At 60.4% G+C, this 21,010-nt stretch carries 25 protein-coding genes; 12 read left to right on the forward strand and 13 right to left on the reverse strand.

Features of this window, described 5'->3' with window-relative positions:
• Positions 1 to 7: 7 nt before the first annotated feature.
• Positions 8 to 1,207, reverse strand: a complete 1,200-nt coding sequence (locus JET17_RS15565) for a sugar transporter (protein ID WP_012314917.1) — start codon at positions 1,205 to 1,207, stop codon at positions 8 to 10.
• A 221-nt stretch (positions 1,208 to 1,428) separates the two neighbouring features.
• Positions 1,429 to 2,481, reverse strand: coding sequence for a vanillin reductase (calA, locus tag JET17_RS15570; RefSeq protein WP_012314918.1), 1,053 nt, complete (start codon positions 2,479 to 2,481; stop codon positions 1,429 to 1,431).
• A 181-nt stretch (positions 2,482 to 2,662) separates the two neighbouring features.
• On the opposite strand from calA, the gene JET17_RS15575 reads away from it, so the two are divergent.
• Positions 2,663 to 3,568: an AraC family transcriptional regulator gene (locus JET17_RS15575; RefSeq protein ID WP_012314919.1), complete on the forward strand. Its 906-nt coding sequence runs from the start codon at positions 2,663 to 2,665 to the stop codon at positions 3,566 to 3,568.
• Between the two features lie 35 nt (positions 3,569 to 3,603).
• On the opposite strand, the gene JET17_RS15580 is transcribed toward JET17_RS15575, so the two are convergent.
• Entirely contained in the window at positions 3,604 to 4,200 is a 597-nt protein-coding gene (locus JET17_RS15580; protein WP_012314920.1) for a TetR/AcrR family transcriptional regulator, read from the reverse strand.
• Between the two features lie 93 nt (positions 4,201 to 4,293).
• Here JET17_RS15580 and JET17_RS15585 point away from each other — a divergent pair, with 93 nt between their 5' ends.
• Complete coding sequence (locus JET17_RS15585) at positions 4,294 to 4,887, forward strand: NAD(P)H-dependent oxidoreductase (RefSeq protein WP_012314921.1); 594 nt, start codon at positions 4,294 to 4,296, stop codon at positions 4,885 to 4,887.
• A 7-nt stretch (positions 4,888 to 4,894) separates the two neighbouring features.
• Here the strand turns inward: JET17_RS15585 and thpR are convergent, their stop codons facing one another.
• The gene (thpR, locus tag JET17_RS15590) at positions 4,895 to 5,440 is read right to left on the reverse strand and encodes an RNA 2',3'-cyclic phosphodiesterase (protein ID WP_012314922.1); all 546 of its coding nucleotides are present in this window, start codon (positions 5,438 to 5,440) and stop codon (positions 4,895 to 4,897) included.
• 169 nt (positions 5,441 to 5,609) lie between these two features.
• Here thpR and lpxO point away from each other — a divergent pair, with 169 nt between their 5' ends.
• The 4 genes from lpxO to JET17_RS15610 all read left to right on the forward strand — a co-directional run bounded on the left by lpxO (position 5,610) and on the right by JET17_RS15610 (position 9,927).
• Positions 5,610 to 6,509 carry a lipid A hydroxylase LpxO gene (gene lpxO / locus JET17_RS15595; RefSeq protein WP_012314923.1) on the forward strand — a complete coding sequence of 300 codons (900 nt, stop codon included), beginning with the start codon at positions 5,610 to 5,612 and terminating at the stop codon, positions 6,507 to 6,509.
• A gap of 23 nt (positions 6,510 to 6,532) precedes the next feature.
• Positions 6,533 to 7,102, forward strand: coding sequence for a GNAT family N-acetyltransferase (locus tag JET17_RS15600; protein WP_012314924.1), 570 nt, complete (start codon positions 6,533 to 6,535; stop codon positions 7,100 to 7,102).
• 113 nt (positions 7,103 to 7,215) lie between these two features.
• Positions 7,216 to 8,055, forward strand: coding sequence for a glutathione-dependent disulfide-bond oxidoreductase (yghU, locus tag JET17_RS15605; RefSeq protein ID WP_012314925.1), 840 nt, complete (start codon positions 7,216 to 7,218; stop codon positions 8,053 to 8,055).
• A 168-nt stretch (positions 8,056 to 8,223) separates the two neighbouring features.
• Positions 8,224 to 9,927, forward strand: coding sequence for an amidase (locus tag JET17_RS15610; RefSeq protein WP_012314926.1), 1,704 nt, complete (start codon positions 8,224 to 8,226; stop codon positions 9,925 to 9,927).
• Between the two features lie 119 nt (positions 9,928 to 10,046).
• Here JET17_RS15610 and JET17_RS15615 read toward each other — a convergent pair whose 3' ends face one another.
• Positions 10,047 to 10,244: a hypothetical protein gene (locus tag JET17_RS15615; protein WP_012314927.1), complete on the reverse strand. Its 198-nt coding sequence runs from the start codon at positions 10,242 to 10,244 to the stop codon at positions 10,047 to 10,049.
• Between the two features lie 20 nt (positions 10,245 to 10,264).
• On the opposite strand from JET17_RS15615, the gene JET17_RS27825 reads away from it, so the two are divergent.
• Together JET17_RS27825 and JET17_RS15625 are read left to right on the forward strand one after the other, a co-directional pair.
• On the forward strand, positions 10,265 to 10,555 hold the full coding sequence (locus JET17_RS27825) for a pyrroline-5-carboxylate reductase dimerization domain-containing protein (RefSeq protein WP_012314928.1): 291 nt from the start codon (positions 10,265 to 10,267) through the stop codon (positions 10,553 to 10,555).
• A 78-nt stretch (positions 10,556 to 10,633) separates the two neighbouring features.
• On the forward strand, positions 10,634 to 10,978 hold the full coding sequence (locus JET17_RS15625) for a hypothetical protein (protein ID WP_052293020.1): 345 nt from the start codon (positions 10,634 to 10,636) through the stop codon (positions 10,976 to 10,978).
• Between the two features lie 162 nt (positions 10,979 to 11,140).
• Here JET17_RS15625 and JET17_RS15630 read toward each other — a convergent pair whose 3' ends face one another.
• The gene (locus JET17_RS15630; protein WP_012314930.1) at positions 11,141 to 11,650 is read right to left on the reverse strand and encodes a ProQ/FinO family protein; all 510 of its coding nucleotides are present in this window, start codon (positions 11,648 to 11,650) and stop codon (positions 11,141 to 11,143) included.
• A gap of 105 nt (positions 11,651 to 11,755) precedes the next feature.
• On the reverse strand, positions 11,756 to 13,138 hold the full coding sequence (locus JET17_RS15635) for a PLP-dependent aminotransferase family protein (protein ID WP_012314931.1): 1,383 nt from the start codon (positions 13,136 to 13,138) through the stop codon (positions 11,756 to 11,758).
• 121 nt (positions 13,139 to 13,259) lie between these two features.
• On the opposite strand from JET17_RS15635, the gene JET17_RS15640 reads away from it, so the two are divergent.
• The gene (locus JET17_RS15640) at positions 13,260 to 14,129 is read left to right on the forward strand and encodes a DMT family transporter (RefSeq protein WP_012314932.1); all 870 of its coding nucleotides are present in this window, start codon (positions 13,260 to 13,262) and stop codon (positions 14,127 to 14,129) included.
• 21 nt (positions 14,130 to 14,150) lie between these two features.
• On the opposite strand, the gene JET17_RS15645 is transcribed toward JET17_RS15640, so the two are convergent.
• Positions 14,151 to 14,606 carry a hypothetical protein gene (locus JET17_RS15645; protein ID WP_012314933.1) on the reverse strand — a complete coding sequence of 152 codons (456 nt, stop codon included), beginning with the start codon at positions 14,604 to 14,606 and terminating at the stop codon, positions 14,151 to 14,153.
• 176 nt (positions 14,607 to 14,782) lie between these two features.
• Positions 14,783 to 15,169, reverse strand: coding sequence for a putative quinol monooxygenase (locus JET17_RS15650; protein WP_012314934.1), 387 nt, complete (start codon positions 15,167 to 15,169; stop codon positions 14,783 to 14,785).
• Positions 15,170 to 15,521: 352 nt separating this feature from the next.
• Here JET17_RS15650 and JET17_RS15655 point away from each other — a divergent pair, with 352 nt between their 5' ends.
• Positions 15,522 to 16,010, forward strand: coding sequence for a cupin domain-containing protein (locus JET17_RS15655; RefSeq protein ID WP_012314935.1), 489 nt, complete (start codon positions 15,522 to 15,524; stop codon positions 16,008 to 16,010).
• Complete coding sequence (locus JET17_RS15660; RefSeq protein WP_012314936.1) at positions 16,007 to 16,804, forward strand: carboxymuconolactone decarboxylase family protein; 798 nt, start codon at positions 16,007 to 16,009, stop codon at positions 16,802 to 16,804. Before JET17_RS15655 ends, JET17_RS15660 begins: the two co-directional genes overlap by 4 nt.
• A gap of 144 nt (positions 16,805 to 16,948) precedes the next feature.
• Here the strand turns inward: JET17_RS15660 and JET17_RS15665 are convergent, their stop codons facing one another.
• The 4 genes from JET17_RS15665 to JET17_RS15680 form a co-directional block, all read right to left on the reverse strand.
• Complete coding sequence (locus JET17_RS15665; protein ID WP_012314937.1) at positions 16,949 to 17,866, reverse strand: LysR family transcriptional regulator; 918 nt, start codon at positions 17,864 to 17,866, stop codon at positions 16,949 to 16,951.
• A gap of 598 nt (positions 17,867 to 18,464) precedes the next feature.
• Complete coding sequence (locus JET17_RS15670) at positions 18,465 to 18,722, reverse strand: DUF2790 domain-containing protein (protein WP_012314938.1); 258 nt, start codon at positions 18,720 to 18,722, stop codon at positions 18,465 to 18,467.
• A gap of 109 nt (positions 18,723 to 18,831) precedes the next feature.
• Positions 18,832 to 19,302: a cyanase gene (gene cynS, locus JET17_RS15675; RefSeq protein ID WP_012314939.1), complete on the reverse strand. Its 471-nt coding sequence runs from the start codon at positions 19,300 to 19,302 to the stop codon at positions 18,832 to 18,834.
• Positions 19,303 to 19,341: 39 nt separating this feature from the next.
• On the reverse strand, positions 19,342 to 20,001 hold the full coding sequence (locus JET17_RS15680; protein WP_012314940.1) for a carbonic anhydrase: 660 nt from the start codon (positions 19,999 to 20,001) through the stop codon (positions 19,342 to 19,344).
• 110 nt (positions 20,002 to 20,111) lie between these two features.
• Here JET17_RS15680 and cynR point away from each other — a divergent pair, with 110 nt between their 5' ends.
• Entirely contained in the window at positions 20,112 to 20,999 is an 888-nt protein-coding gene (gene cynR / locus JET17_RS15685) for a transcriptional regulator CynR (RefSeq protein WP_012314941.1), read from the forward strand.
• Positions 21,000 to 21,010 lie beyond the last annotated feature (11 nt).

Here is a 21,010-nt window from a genome sequence, read left to right on the forward strand (position 1 = left end):
ACGTCAATCAATGACTCAGTGCCTCGCGAAAGCGCCGGGTACTGGCCATTGCCAGCAGCAAGCCGACCACCGCCACACTGCCGCCGGCCCACCCGACAGAGGCCACCCCCAGCTGGCTGCTGACGATACTGCCCAGCAACGCCCCACCGCCAATGCCGATGTTATAGATGCCCGAGAACAGCGCCATCGCCACGTCCGTGGCATCGGACGCCAGCTTCAGGGTCTTGGACTGCAGCGACAGGCTGAAGCTCAGGATCGCGACTCCCCAGAACATGCTCAGCCCGGCAAACAGATAGAAGTTGCCCGCCAGCGGCAACAGCAGCAGCAGGCAAGCCGCCAGCAAGCCGATCGAGCCTACCAGCAAACCATGCGGAAAGCGGTCGCTGTAGCGGCTGAACAGCACTGAGCCAAACACCCCAGCACCGCCGAACAGCAGCAACAACAACGTGATGCGCTCACCACTGATCTGTGCCACCTGCAGGGCAAACGGCTCTATGTAGCTGTACGCCGTGAATTGCGCAGTGATCACCAGGGTCACCAACACATACGTGATCACCAGTGCAGGGCGTTTGAACAGGATCGGCAAGCTGCGCAGCGAACCGGAGTTCTGGCTAGGCAGCAGCGGCAGCGATTTCATCAGGCAAAGCATGGTGGCCAGCGCCACCCCGGCAATGCTGAGGAAGGTGACCCGCCAGCCCAGCGCCTCGCCCACCACGCGCCCAAGCGGGATGCCCAGGACCATTGCCAGGGTCGTACCGGTAGCCAGCAAGCCCAACGCCTTGGCCTGCTGGCCTGGCGGCGCCACACGCACCGCCAGCGAGGCGGTGATGGACCAGAACACGGCGTGCGCCAGGGCGATGCCGATGCGGCTGAGCAGCAGCATGGCAAAACTTTGCGACAGCCACGACAGCAGGTGGCTGACCACGAACACCAGGAACACGAACAACAGCAGGCGCCGACGCTCGATGTTGCGCGTGAGCAGCATCATCGGCAGCGAAGCCAAGGCCACCACCCAGGCATAGATGGTCAGCATCAGGCCGACCTGAGCGGTGCTCATGTCGAAACTGCGGCCGATGTCGCTGAGCAGCGCCACCGGGACGAACTCAGTGGTGTTGAAGATGAAGGCCGCGAGGGCCAGGGCGATCACACTCAGCCAGCTGCCGCCACCGGTGGTTGGCGCAAGGTTGGTGGGGACAGGTCCGTTCATGGGGCGAATTCTATTCTCCGCAGGCAAGGCGAAAGGACGCGCGTCAGGGGCCAAGTATCGGCCGCGCTGAGGCACGGGTTTGTTATTGGAGGGAATGCCGGCATGGTACGCGTCAACAGCGCGCCTCACAACCAGACGCGCAGACGCACACAGGGAAATGGGCGCCGCCCCCCAGACCAGATCGCCCGTATGGTCTGGAGGCAACGCCCGGCTGGGAAGGGTCAGCCCTGCAGCGTCGCCATGTCGATCACGAAACGGTACTTCACATCACCGGCGATCATGCGCTCATAAGCCTGGTTGATATTGCGGATATCCAGCATCTCGATATCGCAACGGATATCGTGCTCTGCACAGAAATCCAGCACTTCCTGGGTCTGGGCGATACCGCCAATCAGCGAGCCTGCCAGCACGCGGCGCTTCATCACCAGGTTGGCCGCGTGCAGCGCCGGGTCGATCGGCTCGATCAGGCCCACCAGGATATGCACGCCATCGAACTTCAGGGTCTCCAGGTACGGGTTCAGATCGTGCTGCACCGGAATGGTGTCGAGCAGGAAGTCGAAGCGACCGGCAGCGGCGCGCATCTGCTCGGCATCGGTGGACACGATCACATGGTCGGCGCCCTGGCGACGGGCTTCCTCGGCCTTGGCCTGCGAGCGGGTGAACAGGGTTACCTCAGCGCCCAAAGCCTTGGCTAGCTTGATACCCATGTGCCCCAGGCCGCCCATGCCGAGGATGCCGACCTTGTGGCCAGGGCCGACGCCATGATGCTTGAGCGGCGAATAGGTGGTGATACCGGCGCAGAGAATCGGCGCCGCGCTGGGCAGGTCCATCCCGGCCGGGATGCGCACCACAAAGTGCTCGCTGACCACGATGCTGCTGGAGTAACCGCCCATGGTGTTACTGCCATCGACCCGGTCCGGGGTGGCGTAGGTCATGGTCGGGCCTTCCAGGCAGTATTGCTCCAGGTCCTTGGCACAGGCCTCGCAGTGGCGGCAGGAATCGACCATGCAGCCGACGCCGACCAGGTCACCGACCTTGTGCGCCGATACCTTCTCGCCCACCGCCGTGACGCGGCCGATGATCTCGTGGCCGGGCATCAGCGGGTACACGGCAATGCCCCATTCATTACGGGCCTGATGGATGTCGGAGTGGCAAACGCCACAGTAGAGGATCTCGATGGCGACATCGTCCGGGCGCGGGCTGCGACGCTCGAAGGTCATGGGTGCCAAGGGGCTGGTCGGGGTTTGGGCGGCGTAACCGATAGCAGTGTACATACAAGACCTCAGATGCAAGTGAAACGATTCAGGCGATACATTTTCCGCATCCTCGCCCTCCACAGCCACAGCAGATCCTCCGAGGTGAATGCCTGATTCTCCGAACCTGGCCTGAACCACCTGGCGCCGAGCCTCAAATCTGAGATGATGCAAGTGTCTGATTCTCTGCCCATGGTCCATCATGCAACTGACCCGCCACGTCGACGCCAACGCCACGCTGTGCGCCCTGATACGCAGCCTGGCCACACGCCCAGGCTTCGTGCCCACTCATCTGCCACAGGTCCAGGTTTTGAGCTGGGACCATTACGTGGCCAGCAGCCCGCAGATCTACGAGCCTAGCCTGATGATCCTGGCCCAGGGCAGCAAGCTGGCGCGCCTTGGCCCACGCACACTGGAGTATGGCGCCGGGCATTACCTCGTGCAGGCGCTGTCGGTGCCGTTCATGTGCGAAACCTTCGCCACCGCCGACGCGCCGTTACTGGGCGTGGCGGTGGACATCGACCGCGGCGTGCTGGGTGAACTGGTACAGAGCATGGCGCTGGCGCCTGACCCAGCAGTGCAGGCGCAGACACCGCAGTCGATGACCTCGGCAGCGCTGGATGCGCCCATGCGCGACTGCGTCGAGCGGCTGTTACGCTGCCTGCAGGATCCGGTAGACGCCAAGGTGCTGGGGCCGGCGCGGGTGCGCGAGGTTCTGTACACCGCACTGCGTGGGCCGCAGGCCGGGGTATTGCGGGCGCTGGTAGAGCAGCAGGGGCACTTCGCCCGAATCGGCGCCGCCCTTGCTCACCTGCGTGAACATTACACTGAGCCGCTGAGCGTCGAGGCATTGGCTGCGCGGGCTAATATGAGCGTGTCGACCTTCCACGAGCACTTCAAACGCTGTACCGACATGGCGCCGATGCAGTACCTCAAGCGCCTGCGGCTGCTCAAGGCGCAACAGATGCTGATCGGCGAAGGCCTTGGCGTGGCTCAGGCGGCGCACCGGGTGGGCTACCAGAGCACCTCGCAGTTCAGCCGCGAGTACAAACGCCAGTTTGCCCGTAGCCCGGGGGATGAGCAGGCCTATCAGAGTTTGCCTGCTTGATCACCCGGAGCCGCTCCCCGGCAACGCAGCCCCGGTCACTGACGCTGGACCATGGCAACGATGGCTGCCTGTAGCTCATCCTTTGCCTGCCCAACCTGCAACTCCCCCGCCGCCGCTGCCTGCGACAATGCATCGGCCGCCCCCACCAGCAAGCGCATCCCGGCAGCACCGATATCACCGTGCGACGTAAATTCGCCCAGAGCAGCCCGACACTTGTCGAGAAATGGCTGCTCGTAAGCCCGCTTGAGCGCCTCCAGTTCTGGTGACCCAGCGAGCGCAGCCGATACCCCTGGCATCTCCCTCCCCTGGCTCATGACACAGTCCACGTAAGCTTCGGCAATTACCCCGGCCCGGTCGCTCAAGGTCGCAGCACAACGCGATAAAGCCTGATCGAGCATCATCGATTGGCGCGCATCGTAATCCTGATACAGCGCAGCCAGCAGCCCGGTGCGCGTCTCGAAATGGTCATACACCACCGGCTTGGTCACACCGGCCTGCTCGGCCAGGCGGCCGAGGCTTAACGCCTCGGTCCCTTCTTCGCGCACCAGTTGCCACGCCTTGTCGAGCAGTTGACGGCGCCGTTGGTCGCGGGACAGGCGCTTACGCGGCCGTTCCTGATCATCACTTGACATAGCATACCTACCAAAAGTAACTTACCAATCGTAACTTACCTTGAGTATATAGCGCTCAAGGCCTCTGCGCACATCTTGTTCAGGAGAAGCTTCATGCAAGCCTTGATCGTCATCGGCCATCACGACCCGCATTCCCTTACCCACGCCCTCGCCGGGCAAATCGCCGAAGGCTTGGCCAGCGCCGGGCACCGCTGCGAATTCGCCGACCTTGCCAGTGAAGGTTTCGACCCACGCTTCAGCATGGCCGACCATGCCGTGCACCGTCGGCTCGCCCCAGCACCAGACGATGTGCTACGCGAACAGGCACGCATCGAACGCGCCGATGCGCTGGTGCTGGTGTACCCGATCTACTGGTGGTCACTGCCAGCCCTGCTCAAAGGCTGGGTAGAGCGAGTGTTCAGCCATGGCTGGGCATTCGAATACGAGGGCGGCACGGTCATCAAGAAACTGCGCGGCATGAACGTGCACCTGGTCGGTGTTGCCGGGGCCGATGCCGGCACTTTCGAGCGTCACGGCTATGGCGACGCGATGCGCGTACAAATCGAGCATGGCATTTTCGATTACTGCGGCGCCAACGTGCTCAGTTCGACTTTGCTGGACGACAGCGAGGGCCCGGCTGCGGCATTGCTTCTGGCCAGTGCCCGACACTTGGGTGAGCAACTGTTCGGAGGTACCCGGGCGCTGTGAACCGGGCTCACGGCGTCAACGGCCACTGCGCCAGCGGCAGGTACTGGCCTTTGCGCGACTCGTAAAGCGCGAAGTACCGGGCGGCGATAAAGAAGTCGGGCGCCACGCTGGCCTCGGGCGCCTGGCCGCGAAAGTCCCGTGACAGGGTCAGGTGCGGCCGGTACTCACGGGCCTGCTCGGCAACGCCCATGGGCAGCAGTGCCTGCTGCAGCCCATAAGCAAGTTGGCGCAGTGCAGCCGGTGCCTGCTGCGGCTCGAGCACCAGCACGTTTGCCCGCGGCCAGACCTTGAGCTGATCGAGCAGCAGGCGCAGGGGGGCGTCAGGGCGCGCCAGGTTGTCTACCGCAGCGCAAATCGCCGGTACCTGCGCTGCATCCACATCGCCTAGAAACATCAGGGTCAGGTGGAAGTTCGCACTGGGCACCGGTTTGCCACTACGCAGCTGGAGGCCACGCCGCCACTGGGCTATCGCACGCTGCTGGGCGTCGGTTACCGGCAGGGCGAAAAACAGCCGTTTGAAGGGGGCGCCACTGAGGCGCGAGTCCTGAACCATGCGTGCTCCTTTACCTTAAACGTTTGCGCAAACCGGGGCCATTACACCTTGGTCGGCCGCAAATCTCGCCAGCCTCGGTACAAACTATCTGTACAAACTCCCCCCATGATTGTTTATGCTGGCGGGCTTATGCCATGGCGCATGGCCATTTTTCGACAAGTAATCGTCCATGAAAATTGCACTCGTACTGATCTTTGCCCTCTCGATCGCCTATGTTCATCTGCGCGGTCGGGTACGCCACAAGCTCACCCGCCAATTGGGTGACCACTCCAGTTTCCTGGCCCCGGTCAACAGCTTCCTTTACCTGTTCTCCAGGCACCCGGCCAAACCCTACCTGCCGGTAGAAGCGTTCCCCGAGCTGCAGCCACTTAAGGATCACTGGCAGGAAATCCGCCAGGAGGCCCAACAGTTGCTGCATGTGGGCGAGATCAAGAAGTCCGATAATTACGACGACGTTGGCTTCAACTCCTTCTTCAAGACCGGCTGGAAGCGCTTTTACCTGAAATGGTACGGCGAAAGCCACCCGTCTGCGATGAACCTGTGCCCGCGCACCACCGAGTTGCTGCAGGGCATCGGCACGGTCAAGGCAGCCATGTTCGCTACCCTGCCGCCGGGCGCCAAGCTGGTGCGCCACCGCGACCCGTATGCCGGCTCCTATCGCTACCACCTGGGCCTGGATACGCCGAACGACGATGGCTGCTACATCGACGTGGATGGCGAGAAGTATTCCTGGCGTGACGGCGAAGCCGTGGTGTTCGACGAGACCTACATCCACTACGCCGCCAATACCACCGAGCACAACAGGATCATTCTGTTCTGCGACATCGAGCGCCCGCTGAAATACCGCTGGGCGACTGCGTTCAACCGCTGGTTCAGCCGCAATGTCATGGCTGCCGCGGCAGCGCCGAATAATGCCAATGACAAGACTGGCGGTATCAACCGCCTGTTCACCCGGATCTACAAGATCCGCGAACGGGGCAAGGCACTGAAAAAACGCAACCGCATGCGCTATTACCTGGAGAAGTGGCTGGTGGTGGCGGCCCTGGTTCTGGTGTTCGTCTATATCTGAGCAGGCCGGGAGCCTTTTGCCGCATGATCCACATCCGCCCCATGACCCCCGAGGACTTCGAGCGTTTCTGGCCCACCTTCCAGGCCGTTGTCCAGGCCCGCGAAACCTACGCCTACGACCCAGCCCTGAGCTTAGAACAGGCACGCCAGCTATGGCTGGAGTTGCCTTTGCACACGCTGGTGGCCGAGCAGGACGGTGAGTTGCTGGGGGCGTACTACCTCAAGGCCAATGCCGCCGGCCCCGGTGCCCATGTGGGCAATTGCGGCTACATGGTCGACGAAGCCGCCCGTGGTCGTGGCGTGGCCAGGCTGATGTGCGAACACTCACAGAAACTGGCGCGCCAGGAAGGCTTCCTGGCGCTGCAGTTCAATTCGGTGGTGGCCAGCAATGAAGCGGCCGTGGCGCTATGGCACAAACTGGGCTTCGAGACCGTCGGCCGCTTGCCCAAGGCTTACCGCCACGCCCGCCTGGGTTTGGTGGACTGCCTGGTGATGTACAAATGGCTGGCCGACGAGCCGGTAGTGGAAAAACCGCCGCTGCTGATTGGCCGCAAGAACATCGAGGCGCGCGTGTCGCGGCGGCGTGGCCGCTAGGCGCGTTGCTACCTTGGTCAGCGCCACTGCATTTGCACTTTTATGCGAACCCATGGCATAGATGCGGGTCAACGCCTGTATGTGACCGTTTGCGCCACTCAAGGAGCCCCTGCATGAGCAAGTCCCCCTACGTCCCGCCCAAGGTCTGGCGTAACGAGTCAGCCTCTGGTGGCCAGTTTGCCAGTATCAACCGCCCGATCGCCGGCCCTACCCACGACAAGGTGCTGCCTGTCGGCAAGCACCCGTTGCAGCTGTACTCGCTGGCAACCCCCAACGGCGTGAAAGTCACCATCCTTCTTGAAGAACTGCTGGCCCTGGGCCATAGCGGCGCCGAGTACGACGCCTGGTTGATCCGCATCGGGGAAGGCGACCAGTTCTCCAGCGGGTTCGTTGAAGTCAACCCCAACTCGAAGATCCCCGCCCTGCTCGACCGCAGCGTTGAGCCAGCGGTACGGGTGTTCGAATCGGGTTCGATCCTGCTGTACCTGGCCGAGAAATTCGCAGCATTCCTGCCCAAGGATCTGCCTGCGCGCACCGAAAGCCTGAACTGGCTGTTCTGGCAGATGGGTTCGGCGCCTTATCTGGGTGGGGGCTTTGGCCACTTTTACGCGTATGCCCCGGAAAAGTTCGAATACGCCATCAACCGTTTCACCATGGAAGCCAAGCGCCAACTGGATGTGCTTGAGCGGCGCCTTGCGCAAAGCCGCTACCTGGGTGGCGATGAGTACAGCATTGCCGATATCGCCGTATGGCCGTGGTATGGCCAATTGGTGCGCGGTAACCTGTATGACGCAGCAGAGTTCCTTGCCGTGCATGAATACCCGCAGGTGCAGCGCTGGGCCGAAGAAATCGCGCAGCGGCCGGCCGTGCAGCGGGGCACCCGGGTCAACCGCACCTGGGGAGATGAAGCCAGCCAGGTGCCCGAGCGCCATTCGGCGGCGGATCTGGGTTAAGCGCGTATGGGCCGCCATGCGGCCCTTTGCCCAGCAAGCCGGCAGCCGCAGGGCCAGACAATGCCCCGCTGCAAAAATCCATTTGCCCCCGCGCAAACCTGCTTCCGCCCAGCCCTTCTTGTACACTCCTCGCAAAAGCCCCCACCTGCACAAAATTTTGGTGAAAGCATGATCGAGGTAACCGAGGTTTCCATTGCCGAGCTGCGCGACGCGCTCGAAAAGGGCCGCACGACGGCGGTCGAGCTGGTCAAGGCCTACCTGGCGCGCATCGATGCCTACGATGGAGCCGATACCCCCACCGCGCTGAACGCCGTGGTAGTGCGCAATCCAGAGGCGCTCAAGGAGGCCGAGGCCTCAGACGCACGCCGCGCCCGTGGCGAACTGCTCGGCCCGCTGGATGGTATCCCTTACACCGCCAAGGACAGCTACCTGGTCAAGGGCCTGACCGCGGCATCCGGCAGCCCGGCATTCAAAGACCTGGTAGCCCAGCGCGACGCGTTCACCGTCGAGCGCCTGCGCGCCGGCGGCGCCATCTGCCTGGGCAAGACCAACATGCCGCCCATGGCCAACGGTGGCATGCAGCGCGGCGTCTACGGCCGTGCCGAAAGCCCGTACAACGCCAACTACCTGACCGCACCGTTCGCCTCCGGCTCATCCAACGGTGCCGGCACCGCCACCGCTGCCAGCTTCAGCGCCTTCGGCCTGGCCGAGGAAACCTGGTCCAGTGGCCGTGGCCCGGCCTCTAACAACGGCCTGTGCGCCTACACCCCTTCGCGCGGGGTCATTTCGGTACGCGGCAACTGGCCGCTGACACCGACCATGGACGTGGTAGTGCCCTACGCTCGCACCATGGCCGACCTGCTGGAAGTGCTGGATGTGGTAGTTGCCGACGATGCCGACAAGCGTGGCGACCTCTGGCGCCTGCAACCTTGGGTGCCAATCCCGGCCGCCTCTTCGGTACGCCCGGCGTCCTACCTGGACCTGGCGGTTGACGCCAGCGCGCTCAAGGGCAAGCGTTTCGGCGTACCGCGCATGTACATCAACGCCGACCCCGAAGCCGGTACGTCCGAAAAACCTGGCATCGGTGGCCCGACCGGCCAGCGCATCAACACCCGTGCCACGGTCATCGACCTGTGGCAACAGGCACGCCAGGCCTTGGAAGCAGCGGGCGCTGAAGTGGTTGAAGTGGACTTCCCACTGGTCTCCAACTGCGAAGGCGATCGCCCCGGCGCACCGACCGTTTACAACCGCGGTATTGTCAGCAAGGAGTTCCTGCATGACGAGCTGTGGGAACTGTCCGGCTGGGGCTTCGACGATTTCCTGCGCGCCAACAACGACCCCAAGCTCAACCGCCTGGCTGATGTCGACGGCCCGCAGATCTTCCCCCACGACCCAGGCACCCTGCCCAACCGTGAGGACGATCTGGCTGCCGGCATGGATGAGTACGTCAACATGGCCAAACGCGGCCTGAAGCGCTGGGACCAGATCGAAACCCTGCCCGACGGCCTGCGCGGGCTGGAAAAAACCCGCAAGCTGGACCTGGAAGACTGGATGGACGCCCAAGGCCTTGATGCGGTGCTGTTCCCGACCGTGGCTGACGTTGGCCCGGCCGATGCCGATGTGAACCCGGCCTCGGCCGACATCGCATGGAGCAACGGTATCTGGGTAGCCAACGGCAACCTCGCCATCCGCCACCTGGGCGTACCGACCGTCACCGTGCCAATGGGCGTGATGGCTGACATCGGCATGCCGGTGGGGCTGACGTTCGCCGGGCGTGCCTACAGCGACAATGCACTGTTGAGCTTTGCGGCAGCCTTTGAAGCGACCGGCTCACGCCGCATGATCCCGCCGCGTACACCGGCGCTGGGGTGATGGTCGGCTGAAAGGCTGTTGTCTTGCGCACCCTTGAAATCGAGCGCCGCACCGGCGCTCGATTTGCGCAGCACCGCAAGCCGCGGGTCAGCCCGCCTACGACCACACAAGCCTCAGGACTATTTCTCGATACAGAAGCTCGCCACTAATCGACGCAGCTCCCCCGAACGCCCATCCAGCTTTTCGCACACTCCCAACGTCTGCTGTTGACCCGCCTGCACATGCTGATTGAGCGTGACGATTTCGCCCACTTCCCGACTGATTGACTCGACCACCGCACGTTGCTGATCCGTGGCGGCAGCAACGGACTGGTTCATGTCAAAACCTGCGCGAGCGGGTGACTCGGCTGTTCGAAGCCGTCGGCAGCACCAGTTGGGTGGAGCACGAGGGCCTGCTGGATACCGTGACGGCGTTGTCTGGCAGCGGCCCTGCCTACTACCAACTGTTCAGCGAAGCCCTCTCCGCCGCAGGTGTAGCGTTGGGCCTGAGCCCGGAACTGGCAAGGACCCTGGCCAGGCCGCACATTCCCGTTCACAAGCACTCTCACGCGAGCCCTGAAAGCCCTGGGCAGCGGGCGGCCGGCAGGACACCAAAGCTGCTCCACCTAACCGATGTGCATAGCCTATGAAGCTCCACAACTGAAAGTGTTGGTCACCATCTGCGAGAGCGGCAACTTTCAGGAAGCCTACGCGAACAACGCTGACTGTTGCAGGAGCCGCTGGAAAGTTCTCAGATCGGCATGATGTTCGAGCAGTATCGGCTTGCGCCACCTGAAAACATCCTTGAGTGCTCCGCCGGGATCATCTTCTGCGAACTGGCGCGCGCCACTGATGTGATCAGCTACTGGCCGCTTCGCATGCTCGACTACGTCAACCGCACCGACCAGGGGTTGGAGATACTGAACCTTGAGGAGCAAGTGCCCGCGCTCAATATCTCACTGGTTTATCGAAACCAGGAACTGCTCACGCGAGAAGCCAGGCTGCTTGCTGATGAGCTCGAGTATGTGTTCATCAACCCTCGGGCACCTAAGTACAACGATGATTACTGTTGACGGGGGTATGCCTTGATGCCGGGCAGTCAAGCGATTGGGGCCGCTTTGCGGCCCATCGCCGGCAAGCCAGCTCCCACAGCTACAGCGCATACCCACGAAGTGACACTAGATCCTCCCCCAGCGTAGTTTGCCGGGAAAGCACAGGGCAGAGCCCGACCGGTCTCAGTCGGTAATCTGCTCCGCTGTGTTATCGGCGGTAGAGGCCGGTGCACTCGCTTCTGACTTCACACGCTTGCGTCGGCCCTGGCTGCGTTGGCGCGAAGCTTGTTGCTTGGCATGCAGCGCCTGAGCGGCGGTCACAATGCCAGACGGTTGCCCATTCAAGTCCAGGCGCGGCGCATTCTCCACCATGGCTGCCCAGTATCGAGCTCCCTTGCACCAGGTAGAAATGCCCAGCTTGAGCTGTTCGCGGGTCAATCCGAGCAGTTCGAGGTGCTGCTCGGCATCCTTGAAAATGCCCTCCTTGAGCGGCACCTTGGGCGCCGGATTGACGGGGAAGGCCAAGGGAAAATGCTTTTGCAAGGGCCAGATCGCTTGCACTGCCGGATCCAGGTCACGAGGCTTCGCCTGCGGGGAAGACTTGCGCTTGGGGTGTTTCCCTCCTTCAGCCTTTACCTGCTCTTTTTCCGACCTGAGGCGGTCACGTAGCTCTGCTAGTTGTTCAAAACCCATCGTTCAATTCACTGCTTCGAAGTTGATTGCGTTACGCAAGGATATGCCATGCACGCCTACAAAGCAGCTAGAACAGGATGAGCCGCCGCTGGATCGGTCCCGCGACTAAGCATTCAAAGCCCGTTTCAACACTTCGTAGATCTTGCTGTCACCCGATTGAGCGACGTTGAAACGCAGGAAATCTCCCGCAGTCATGGATTGGCTGAAAGCATTTCCGGGCGCGAGCACCACTCCCTCCTTCAAGCAAGCTCTGGCCAGCGTCGCTGCATCCTTACCCTGAGGGAGTTGGCACCACACGTACATGCCTGCCTGGGGAACCATCCAGGGCTTGATACCAATCGCCTGAAGCCTCGCTACTGTTTTGCCCATTTCCTCGGCTAACCTGAAGCGGACACCTTCCATGTGCTTTCGGTACCCGCTATCGGTAATGGCTTGATGAACGATGTCCGCAGCCATGCGCCCACCCCCGAATGTGGTCGCAATCTTGAGGTCGACCAGGCTCTCGATCCACTCCCTGCGCGAAGCGATGTAGCCGCATCTGATCGAAGCGGAGATAGTCTTGGAAAAACTGCCTATCTGGATCACACGAGCGAGGCCATCGAAGGCAGACAGTCGTGGCGCGGGGGTATTCTCGAAATCGCCGAAGATGTCGTCCTCGACAATTACCAGGCTGGAGGTGTCGGCCAGCTTTAGCAGCCTGTGTGCTGTGACTGGTGACAAGGTGGCCCCGGTCGGGTTGTGGATCCCGGAATTCGTTATGTACAACCGCGGCGCGTGCTCGCGCAGGGCAGCGCCGAACGCCTCGATGTCTGGGCCAGTTGCGGTGTAGGGAACTCCGACGATGTTCACCCTATGTGCTTTGAGTAATGCGTGAAAATTGAAATAACAGGGATCGTCGACCAGGACAGTGTCACCCGGTTGCAGCAGAAAACGGCAGATCAGGTCGATGGCGTGAGTGCCGGACTCAGTGAGCATGATCTGTTCCAGAGGGGCTTCGATACCGACGCCTGCCAGTCGTCGCGACAAGAACTGCCTGAGAGGCGGATGCCCAAGCGGCGAAGCGTACTCAGTCAATTTCGACGTGTCAGAACGCGCAACCATTCGAAGAGCTTTACGCAAGCCTGCTTCGTACAGCCAGGATGCGGGCAGCCACCCGCATCCTGGTTTCAACGCATCACTGGAAGTTTCCAGAGACTGGCGCGAGATCCACAGCGGGTCGACATCACGATCAAGTTTGGGGCCGAGCTCGGTCAGTGCCAATGGCGCAACTGGGCCAGCCACGTAAAAACCGGAGCCAGGGCGAGCACTAAGTACACCTTCTGCGGTTAACCGTTCATAGGCCTCCAGGACGGTAGAAACCGATACCTGCATGCTCTGAGCCATTGCGCGAACTGAAGGAATTCTCGCACCTGGTGTGTAGCTTCGAGAGGCTATCCTGGCCTGGACCTCCCCCATCACAGCTCGGATTCGCGTTCCGTCCCGTTTCATCGCACCCTCAACTGTGCTGGATTCATATGCATAACAGTTCGGTTGAATTGTAGTGGAGTGTACATGGCCTTGGTGAGCCCGTCAGTGATGTACTGAGCCCTGACTTGTCGAGGACGCACCGATGGAAAAAACAACAAGCGGATGGATAAACGGCTTCATAGGCGTCGCCATCTTTGCCGGCTCGTTGCCGGCAACCCGCGTGGCAGTGACGGCCTTCGAGCCTACGTTTCTGACATGTGCCAGGGCAACCATTGCCGCCCTGTTGGGTGCGCTGTTCTTGATCGTGCTACGCCAGCCGCGACCCAAGCGCGGTGACCTGTCGTCATTGGCTGTAACAGCGCTTGGCGTCGTTATCGGTTTTCCGCTGCTGACGGCACTGGCGCTCCAGCACGTCACTTCTGCTCATTCCATCGTTTTTGTCGGGCTGCTGCCACTGTGTACCGCAGGGTTCGCCGTTCTGCGCGGCGGCGAGCGACCTGGGCCACTGTTCTGGTTGTTCTCGTTGATCGGTGCTGGGCTGGTCGCTGGTTATGCGTTGATGAATGGCGGAGATGCGTCGGCGATAGGAGACCTGCTGATGATGGCTGCGGTAGTTGTTTGTGGGTTGGGCTATGCGGAAGGGGCGCGTCTGTCACGGACTCTCGGGGGCTGGCAGGTGATCAGTTGGGCATTGCTGGTAGCGTTGCCGTTCATGCTGCTGCTGACTATCGTCAATCTCCCAGCGCCCGATGCCTTCGCCCGGGTTAGCGCCCCTGCGTGGTTCAGCTTCGCCTACGTTTCACTGTTCAGCATGCTGATCGGGTTTGTGTTCTGGTACAAAGGGCTCGTCCAGGGCGGTATTGCGGCAGTGGGCCAACTGCAACTCTTTCAGCCGTTCATGGGGCTTGGACTGGCAGCGTTGCTTCTGCACGAGCAAGTCAGCTGGGTGATGCTCGTCGTAACGCTGGGTGCTGTCATCTGTGTTGCCGGGGCAAAGAGATACGCCCAGTAGTAGTGTGGGAGCGATCAACCTCTATCGAAACTGCTGTGAAGCGCTGGCGATACGCTGGTACTTACGCAGCTGCCGGTTGACGCTGCGGATATCCAGAAAGAATATCTCTGCGCTGCGCCAGAGCAGCATCCAAGCGGTGACGGTAACGACTCCCACGGGGATGGTGCCTTCAATGCCCAGCGCCGTGCCTGCCAGCACCAAGGCTAGCGCCAAGCCCAAGAGTGTCAGTGCTACCAGCCGCTGCGTGCGAATATCCCCTCTGAGCTGTTCGCTCTTTTGCGCAAAGGTATTTCTGATGGCTTGCTGCAGGCGTTCTCGCTCCTCTTCCGGGCAGCGGATCTGCAGGCTCAGCTCTGGGTGGAACCAGGCACTATCAGACAGGTATTCCACCAGCTCGGGGCTTAGTTTGGGATTGTCCGGCGAAGCAAACGGATTGAGGTAATCGGGCGTGATCGTCAGATCGATGTTTTTAGTCATGACGAACCTCTAGCTGGTTGAGTTGTGGACGGAGGCCTTAGTGCTGGAGGTAAAGCTAGTCGCAAGACAGCTGCTCTGCTAGAGCGCTAGTCGCACGCGCTTTTGTAGGAGCGGTATCACCGCGCTGCGTTGGGTGACTGTGGAATCTGGCCGCTTTCACTTCTCCAAACCAACCCTCACTTTCCAGCTTGGGCGCTCAGTTGAACGGGCGTGGTTTCGATCAATCGCTTTGAAAGAATCATCGACTGGGTCACCGCCGCGTACTTCTGAAAATGCGCTGAGGCAATATGGCTCCGATAGGCTTCATCGCTCGCGTATATCTCGAAGAAGTGCAGCCGGTTCGGCTGGTCTTTCTCCGCCACCGAATAGATGGCCAGCACGCCAGGCTCAAGGCGGATCGACTCGGCCATTTCCTCTTTAACCGCCGCCTCGTATGCCTGCAGTTTGGCTGGGTCTATTTCAAGCTGGGCAATGCGCACTACCGTCTGCATGTCTTCTCCAAGCGCTTGAGCGGCGGTTAAGCAAGCCACCGCGCAAGCCCCTATCAAAGTCGGAATTTTCATCCTGTTTCCTCAGTGGCTGAGGGCAGCGATCTTGGCGGTGGCCAAGCCAATGCCGGACGCCGCGCCGGTGACCAGTGCGACTTGGTTGCGAAATTCAAAGCTCATGGATGATCTCCGTTACAAAGATTGAACCAGATGGTTAGCAGCGTATTCAGCCAAGGGCGGGCGGACTAGCCGGAGAAAACAGGATGTTCCGATGAGCCAAGCTCATGAATGAGTGGGCTTATAATCAGACCGTTTCAGCAATTGATGAGCCCTACTCACAACTTCATGCGACCTGAGGCCGGTAGTCACCGCGTTTGCGCTGCACTAACTTGGCCACTGAATCGGCCGTTACCTCAGGAGCCTACTGATGCCAAAAATCGTTGCTGGGTTTGCCCTGGCTACTGTTCTGATCCCGGCGGCAGCCATCGCCTCCGGCCCTGCACCCGATCAAACGATGCTGGTTGTAAGGAACGGTGAGCAGCCTTCCATCAACGGGCCGGCCACCAGCTTTGTCGGCAGCGCACGCATAGACCCGCTTTTCCCAGCCCGTGCGCCGTCCAGGGTTTCCGCTGGTTACGTCAATTTCCAACCGGGCGCACGCTCGATGTGGCACACCCACCCGCTGGGGCAAACCCTGGTGGTTACCGCCGGTACCGGCTGGGTGCAGCAAGCGGGCGGTAAAAAACAGCTGATCAAACCGGGGGATGTGATCTGGACGCCCCCAGGCGTCAAACACTGGCACGGCGCAACGGCCACCACCGGCATGACTCATATGGCCATTCAAGAGTCCCTCGACGGCAAGAACGTCGAATGGCTGGAACCCGTCAGCGAGGCGCAATACGAGGCCGCCGAATGAAACTGCTAAAGACCGCCCTCGCCTCGTTTTCCCTGTTGTTGGCCGCCTGCTCCACCGCCGACAAAACTACACCCACCGGCATTGCGCAAAGCCCCGTCGCACCGAGCCTGGACGACGTTCGCGCAGTCTCGCCCGCCTTGGCGCACAACACCGAGATGCTGCTGCTGGACGAAGTGTGGAAGCGACCAGGCCTTTCACCCCGCGACCGCAGCCTGATCACACTCGCGGTGTTGATCAGCCGTAACCAGACCGTAGAGTTGGCGTATCACTTGAATCTAGCCCTGGATAACGGCGTGAAACCGGCTGAGCTATCCGAACTGATCAACCACCTGGCCTTCTATTCCGGCTGGGCCAATGCCACTGCCAGCGTGGCAGCTGCCAAAGCGGTATTTGCCAGCCGAGGGATCGGGGCTGATCAGTTACCGCCGGTTGCACCTACGCGGCTGCCCATCAACGAAGCCGCCGAGAACGTGCGGGCGCAAGCGGTTGCCAACAATGTCGGCCCCGTCTCACCTGGGCTGGTGCACTACACCGGCGACGCGCTGTTCCATGACCTGTGGCTGCGGCCCGATCTGGCGCCCCGCGACCGCAGCCTGATCACCGTCAGCGCCCTGATTGCGAACGGCCAGGTGGCCCAGGTGACCTACCATCTCAATCGCGCAATGGACAACGGCCTGACCCAGCCAGAGACCGCTGAAATGCTTACGCAGCTGGCGTTCTATGCAGGCTGGCCAAACGTGTTTTCTGCCGTGCCAGTCGTCAAAGATGTGTTCGCCAACCGCCACGAAAGCTGACCTCAAAAACGCTACCGCTTACTCGCCGAGCGCGCTTGGCAGGGCCTCGTGGTGCCGGGACTAAGCCGGGCAAATGACTCTTTTCATTGATGACAGGCGCGCTTGGCCTGCTTGCGGTGTTTCAGAAAAACCAAACCGGCCTGATCAGGGGCTGATCGGCCCCAACGGCTGAACCTCGCGAATCAGGTCAATCAACAGCCGCAAGCCCACCGGCAATTGCCGGTGGCTCGAGTAATACATGTGAAAACCCGGCGCGACGCTGGACCAGTCATCCAGCACCCTCACTAAATCGCCGCTGGCCACCAGCGGCGCAATCACTGGCTCCGGTGCGTACATCAACCCCGCGCCATGACGAATCAGTGACACGCCAATGCGCGTCTCATCAATGGTAGTCGCACCCGGAACAGCGATGGCCAACTGCTCACCATTTTTCTCGAATTCCCAGTCGTACATACGGTCATTGCCCAGGCGAATGCGTAAGCAACGGTGCTTAAGCAAGTCCTGCGGATGTTTCGGCTCGCCAAAGCGCTGAAGGTAGTTGGCAGTGCCCGCCACCACCCAGCGGATGTCCGGCGACAGGCGCTGGGCAATCATGTCTTCAGGCACCGTTCCACCGTAACGAATGCCCGCGTCATGCCCACCACCAATCACATCTACCAAACGGTTGGTTACCGTCAGGTCGATTTCGATGTCGGGGTAGCGGTCATTGAAAAGGGGTAATACGGGGCCGAGCAGCAAGTCCGCGCCATCGCTCAAGGTATTCAAACGAATACGCCCGGTAGGCTCATCGCGGTAGCGATTGAGCACCTCCATCGCCTGGCCGATTTCATCGATAGGCCCACTGATCAGCGTATGCAACTCTTCGCCGGCGGCGGTCAAGGTTACGCTGCGGGTGGTTCTGTTTAGCAGGCGAACACCAAGGCGAGTCTCCAGCCCCTTGATCGCATGACTAAGCGCCGATGCGCTGATGCCCACCTCAAGCCCGGCCCGGTTGAAGCTCTGGTGGCGGACGATGGCCAGGAAGTAGACGAAGTCGGCCAGATTGGCACGGCTGAGTTGCATGGGACCTCTCCTGCTGGCAAATACGTGTGCAGCAGTCTCTATACCAGCATTAGCGGCATTCGTTAATTGGAAGCAGATTGAGCGAGAACAATTGAATCGTGGGATCGATTACCTTCCATTGGCCCCTCCCCCCCAATGACCGGACGTTTTCAGTGTTTCGCATAAAAACTCCAGTGCCCGCTGGAAGACCGGATGACAGTCGGCCTAGGGAAGATTGTCGAGCGAGGCCCAGAAAAACTCTCCCTATGCGGCAAATAACCTTGAGTGTTTGCTTTTGGCCGAGTCTTAGCCTTCGTGACGGGCAGCTTCGGGCCCAGTGTGTGTAAAAACACTCTCCAATCGTAGCGCCGCATGGTTCGAGTTTAACCCCACATCCATGCCCGATTGCTTTCGACTATTTGCGACCTTGGATGAAGCAGCCGAGGCAAATCCAATTGGGCTCCGAGTCGGCAACCGATTGGTCTTGCTTGGGCGGATCTCCATCTGTCGGAAGCCAGAGAGCCCACAGCGATCTTCGGAGTGGGCCCCCTTCCATGCAGAATATTAAGCTTCGATCGCAGTGCCCCTAATGTCCCGGAGCAGAGGTATGGACGGTGCATCAGTTATTTGAACAACCATTCCCCACAATGCGGTACTCCATGATATGCCGCTCGCCTTTGGAGTCGTCGTAAGTCAGCTGCATCGGCACAACATCGCAGACATTGGGCACCGGCGTAACAGCCACAACGTGCGCGATATCTAGATTCTGAGAGTAGCGATAGGGTTCGACGGTAGTTTGTGCAGTTTGAGCACCTTGGTCATCGGCCATAGCAACAGAACCAAGACAGCCTAGGAACAAAACGAGTAACAGTTTCATGGTAATCACCTGTACTGAGGGCGTAAGAAGGCCTGAGCATCCAATCGGCGCTCGGTCCTCATAAATGCTGGGGGTGGCCCGGCGCAGTCAGGCGCCGGGCTGAACTACATCAGAAGGGCTTGGTAGGCAGGTACTTGCCGTCCAGGGTGATCACAGCACGGTGGCCACCGTCCGGGTCTTCGACCTTCTTGATGTCCAGCTTGAAGTTGATGGCACTGATGATGCCGTCGCCGAACTTCTCGTGGACCAGAGCTTTGAGGGTGGTTCCATACACCGACATCATTTCGTAGAAGCGGTAGATGGTTGGGTCGCTCGGCACGCCGTCGAAGAAGCTGCCGCGGACCGGCATCGATTGCAGCAGTGCGACTTGATCAGCATCGAGGTCGAGCTTATCGCCTACGACCTTCGCGGCGCTTTCAGGCAGAGGATGTTGGCCAAGCAATGCAGCGGTAACAAAGGCCTCGGACAGGCCGGTACCGTCAACGATTTGCGCAAAGGACAGGTCCTTGCGAGCCTTGGCCAGAATGATAACTTCGGTCAGTTCTTGGCGAGCGGTGCGGGTGGCTTGAGTCTGGATCATGGTGAATCTCCTGGCTAAGTAAAGGTGCAGGTACAGGTTTCAGGCGACGTGCCTGGCTTGCTGGGAAACGGCGTGGACCTCTGGGTTTTCCGCGAGAGACACGAAGGTGCCGGTACTGCCATCAAAGGCGTCGATACCTCCGGTCTCGATGTCATAGATCCAGCCATGCAGGGTCACGCGGCCTTCTTCGAGAGCCAGGCGAACGGATGGGTGGGTCTGGATGTTGGCCAGTTGCGCGATCACGTTCTCGCGCACCATGGAGGCGACTTTGCTGGGCTTATCCACGTGATGACGGGCCTCATTAACTACCTTGGCCGAGTCGGCGTAGCGCAACCAGCCGGCCACAGCGGGCATGTGATCCAGGCATTTGCAGGTGGCGATGGCGGTCATCGCACCGCAGTCGGAGTGGCCGCAGATCACGATGTCTGCAACGTTAAGTCCGGCGACCGCGTATTCGACCGAAGCCGAAACGCCACCCGGCTCTGGCCCATACGACGGCACGATATTGCCGGCGTTGCGGATTACAAACAGATCGCCTGGCTCGCGTTGGGTGACCAGCTCAGGCACCAGTCGGCTATCAGAGCAGGAGATGAAGAGAGCCTTTGGCGCCTGCTGATTGGCAAGGTCCTTGAACAGTTTGACCCGCTCAGGGAAAGCGTTTTTTTGAAACTTCAGAAATCCGTCGATGATCGCTTTCATGGCTACTGTCTCAATGTCGCTGGGTGTGAGACAAAGATTAAGCAGTGCATGACATAAGGTAAAAGTCTCATTTATTATGAGTCGGATCAGATTATCTTATGGGTATAATCATGCTCGCTCGACACATCCAGTACTTTCTGGCCGTTGCGGAACATCTCAGTTTCACAAAGGCTGCAGCGGCGCTGCATGTCTCTCAGCCGGCCCTTTCTCAGCAAGTAAGGCAGTTGGAAGAAAGCCTTGGAGCCCAGTTGTTTGACCGATCAGGCCGCACGACGCGTTTGACTGACGCGGGCGATGTCTATCTTCTCTACGCGCGCCGTGCGTATCAGGAATTGCAGGAAGCCAAAAGAGCTATACATGATGTCAGCGACCTCAGCCGTGGCTCATTGCGTGTTGCCGTAACGCCGACGTTCACAACCTATCTGGTGGGGCCGCTGATCGAGGCATTTCACTTCAGGTACCCCAACATCATCGTCAATCTGAAAGAGATCTCCCAGGAGCGTATCGAGGAGCTGCTGTTGGCGGGAGAGTTGGACGTAGGGATCGCATTCGATGAAATACATGCACCGGACATCGAAGCCATCCCCTTGCTGAACGAAACGCTCGCTTTGGTTATGAACCGCAGACACCGCCTGGCCGAGGAACGCTCCATTACCTCGCACGGCCTGAGTGCTGAGTCTCTAGTCTTGCTCAGCACAGAGTTTGCGACTCGCGAGCAAATCGACCGTTACTGCCGCAAATATGAGATTCGCCCCAAGGTTCAGATGGAGGCCAATGCCCTAGGCGCAGTGATCGAGATCGTTCGACGAACGAATCTCTCGACCTTATTGCCTGCCAGAATTGCGTTGGCCCATGACGACTTGGTGGCCATCACGCTGGAGCCGGAGCGCTTGCAGCGACGGGCTGTTCTAATGCGGCGCAAAGACGCTTTTCTGAGCGCGGCGGTGCGAATCTTCATCGAGCTGGCTAAAGAAGTATCCAGCGATCTTGATCAGTGAGCTTTGCGCGA

Source organism: Pseudomonas putida (genome assembly GCF_016406145.1).
GTDB classification, from domain to species: Bacteria; Pseudomonadota; Gammaproteobacteria; order Pseudomonadales; family Pseudomonadaceae; genus Aquipseudomonas; species Aquipseudomonas putida_E.

Excerpts from the sequence above, each read along its gene's own strand:
- JET17_RS15575 (WP_012314919.1), top strand. The coding sequence starts at position 2,663 with ATGCAACTGACCCGCCACGTCGACGCCAACGCCACGCTGTGCGCCCTG.
- JET17_RS15645 (WP_012314933.1), bottom strand. The coding sequence starts at position 14,606 with ATGACTAAAAACATCGATCTGACGATCACGCCCGATTACCTCAATCCG.
- JET17_RS15655 (WP_012314935.1), top strand. The coding sequence starts at position 15,522 with ATGCCAAAAATCGTTGCTGGGTTTGCCCTGGCTACTGTTCTGATCCCG.
- yghU (WP_012314925.1), top strand. The coding sequence starts at position 7,216 with ATGAGCAAGTCCCCCTACGTCCCGCCCAAGGTCTGGCGTAACGAGTCA.
- JET17_RS15660 (WP_012314936.1), top strand. The coding sequence starts at position 16,007 with ATGAAACTGCTAAAGACCGCCCTCGCCTCGTTTTCCCTGTTGTTGGCC.
- JET17_RS15670 (WP_012314938.1), bottom strand. The coding sequence starts at position 18,722 with ATGAAACTGTTACTCGTTTTGTTCCTAGGCTGTCTTGGTTCTGTTGCT.
- lpxO (WP_012314923.1), top strand. The coding sequence starts at position 5,610 with ATGAAAATTGCACTCGTACTGATCTTTGCCCTCTCGATCGCCTATGTT.
- JET17_RS15585 (WP_012314921.1), top strand. The coding sequence starts at position 4,294 with ATGCAAGCCTTGATCGTCATCGGCCATCACGACCCGCATTCCCTTACC.
- JET17_RS15610 (WP_012314926.1), top strand. The coding sequence starts at position 8,224 with ATGATCGAGGTAACCGAGGTTTCCATTGCCGAGCTGCGCGACGCGCTC.
- JET17_RS15650 (WP_012314934.1), bottom strand. The coding sequence starts at position 15,169 with ATGAAAATTCCGACTTTGATAGGGGCTTGCGCGGTGGCTTGCTTAACC.
- JET17_RS15635 (WP_012314931.1), bottom strand. The coding sequence starts at position 13,138 with ATGAAACGGGACGGAACGCGAATCCGAGCTGTGATGGGGGAGGTCCAG.
- JET17_RS15640 (WP_012314932.1), top strand. The coding sequence starts at position 13,260 with ATGGAAAAAACAACAAGCGGATGGATAAACGGCTTCATAGGCGTCGCC.
- cynS (WP_012314939.1), bottom strand. The coding sequence starts at position 19,302 with ATGATCCAGACTCAAGCCACCCGCACCGCTCGCCAAGAACTGACCGAA.
- cynR (WP_012314941.1), top strand. The coding sequence starts at position 20,112 with ATGCTCGCTCGACACATCCAGTACTTTCTGGCCGTTGCGGAACATCTC.
- JET17_RS15565 (WP_012314917.1), bottom strand. The coding sequence starts at position 1,207 with ATGAACGGACCTGTCCCCACCAACCTTGCGCCAACCACCGGTGGCGGC.
- JET17_RS15630 (WP_012314930.1), bottom strand. The coding sequence starts at position 11,650 with ATGGGTTTTGAACAACTAGCAGAGCTACGTGACCGCCTCAGGTCGGAA.
- JET17_RS15600 (WP_012314924.1), top strand. The coding sequence starts at position 6,533 with ATGATCCACATCCGCCCCATGACCCCCGAGGACTTCGAGCGTTTCTGG.
- JET17_RS15580 (WP_012314920.1), bottom strand. The coding sequence starts at position 4,200 with ATGTCAAGTGATGATCAGGAACGGCCGCGTAAGCGCCTGTCCCGCGAC.
- JET17_RS15680 (WP_012314940.1), bottom strand. The coding sequence starts at position 20,001 with ATGAAAGCGATCATCGACGGATTTCTGAAGTTTCAAAAAAACGCTTTC.
- calA (WP_012314918.1), bottom strand. The coding sequence starts at position 2,481 with ATGTACACTGCTATCGGTTACGCCGCCCAAACCCCGACCAGCCCCTTG.
- JET17_RS15615 (WP_012314927.1), bottom strand. The coding sequence starts at position 10,244 with ATGAACCAGTCCGTTGCTGCCGCCACGGATCAGCAACGTGCGGTGGTC.
- JET17_RS15665 (WP_012314937.1), bottom strand. The coding sequence starts at position 17,866 with ATGCAACTCAGCCGTGCCAATCTGGCCGACTTCGTCTACTTCCTGGCC.
- thpR (WP_012314922.1), bottom strand. The coding sequence starts at position 5,440 with ATGGTTCAGGACTCGCGCCTCAGTGGCGCCCCCTTCAAACGGCTGTTT.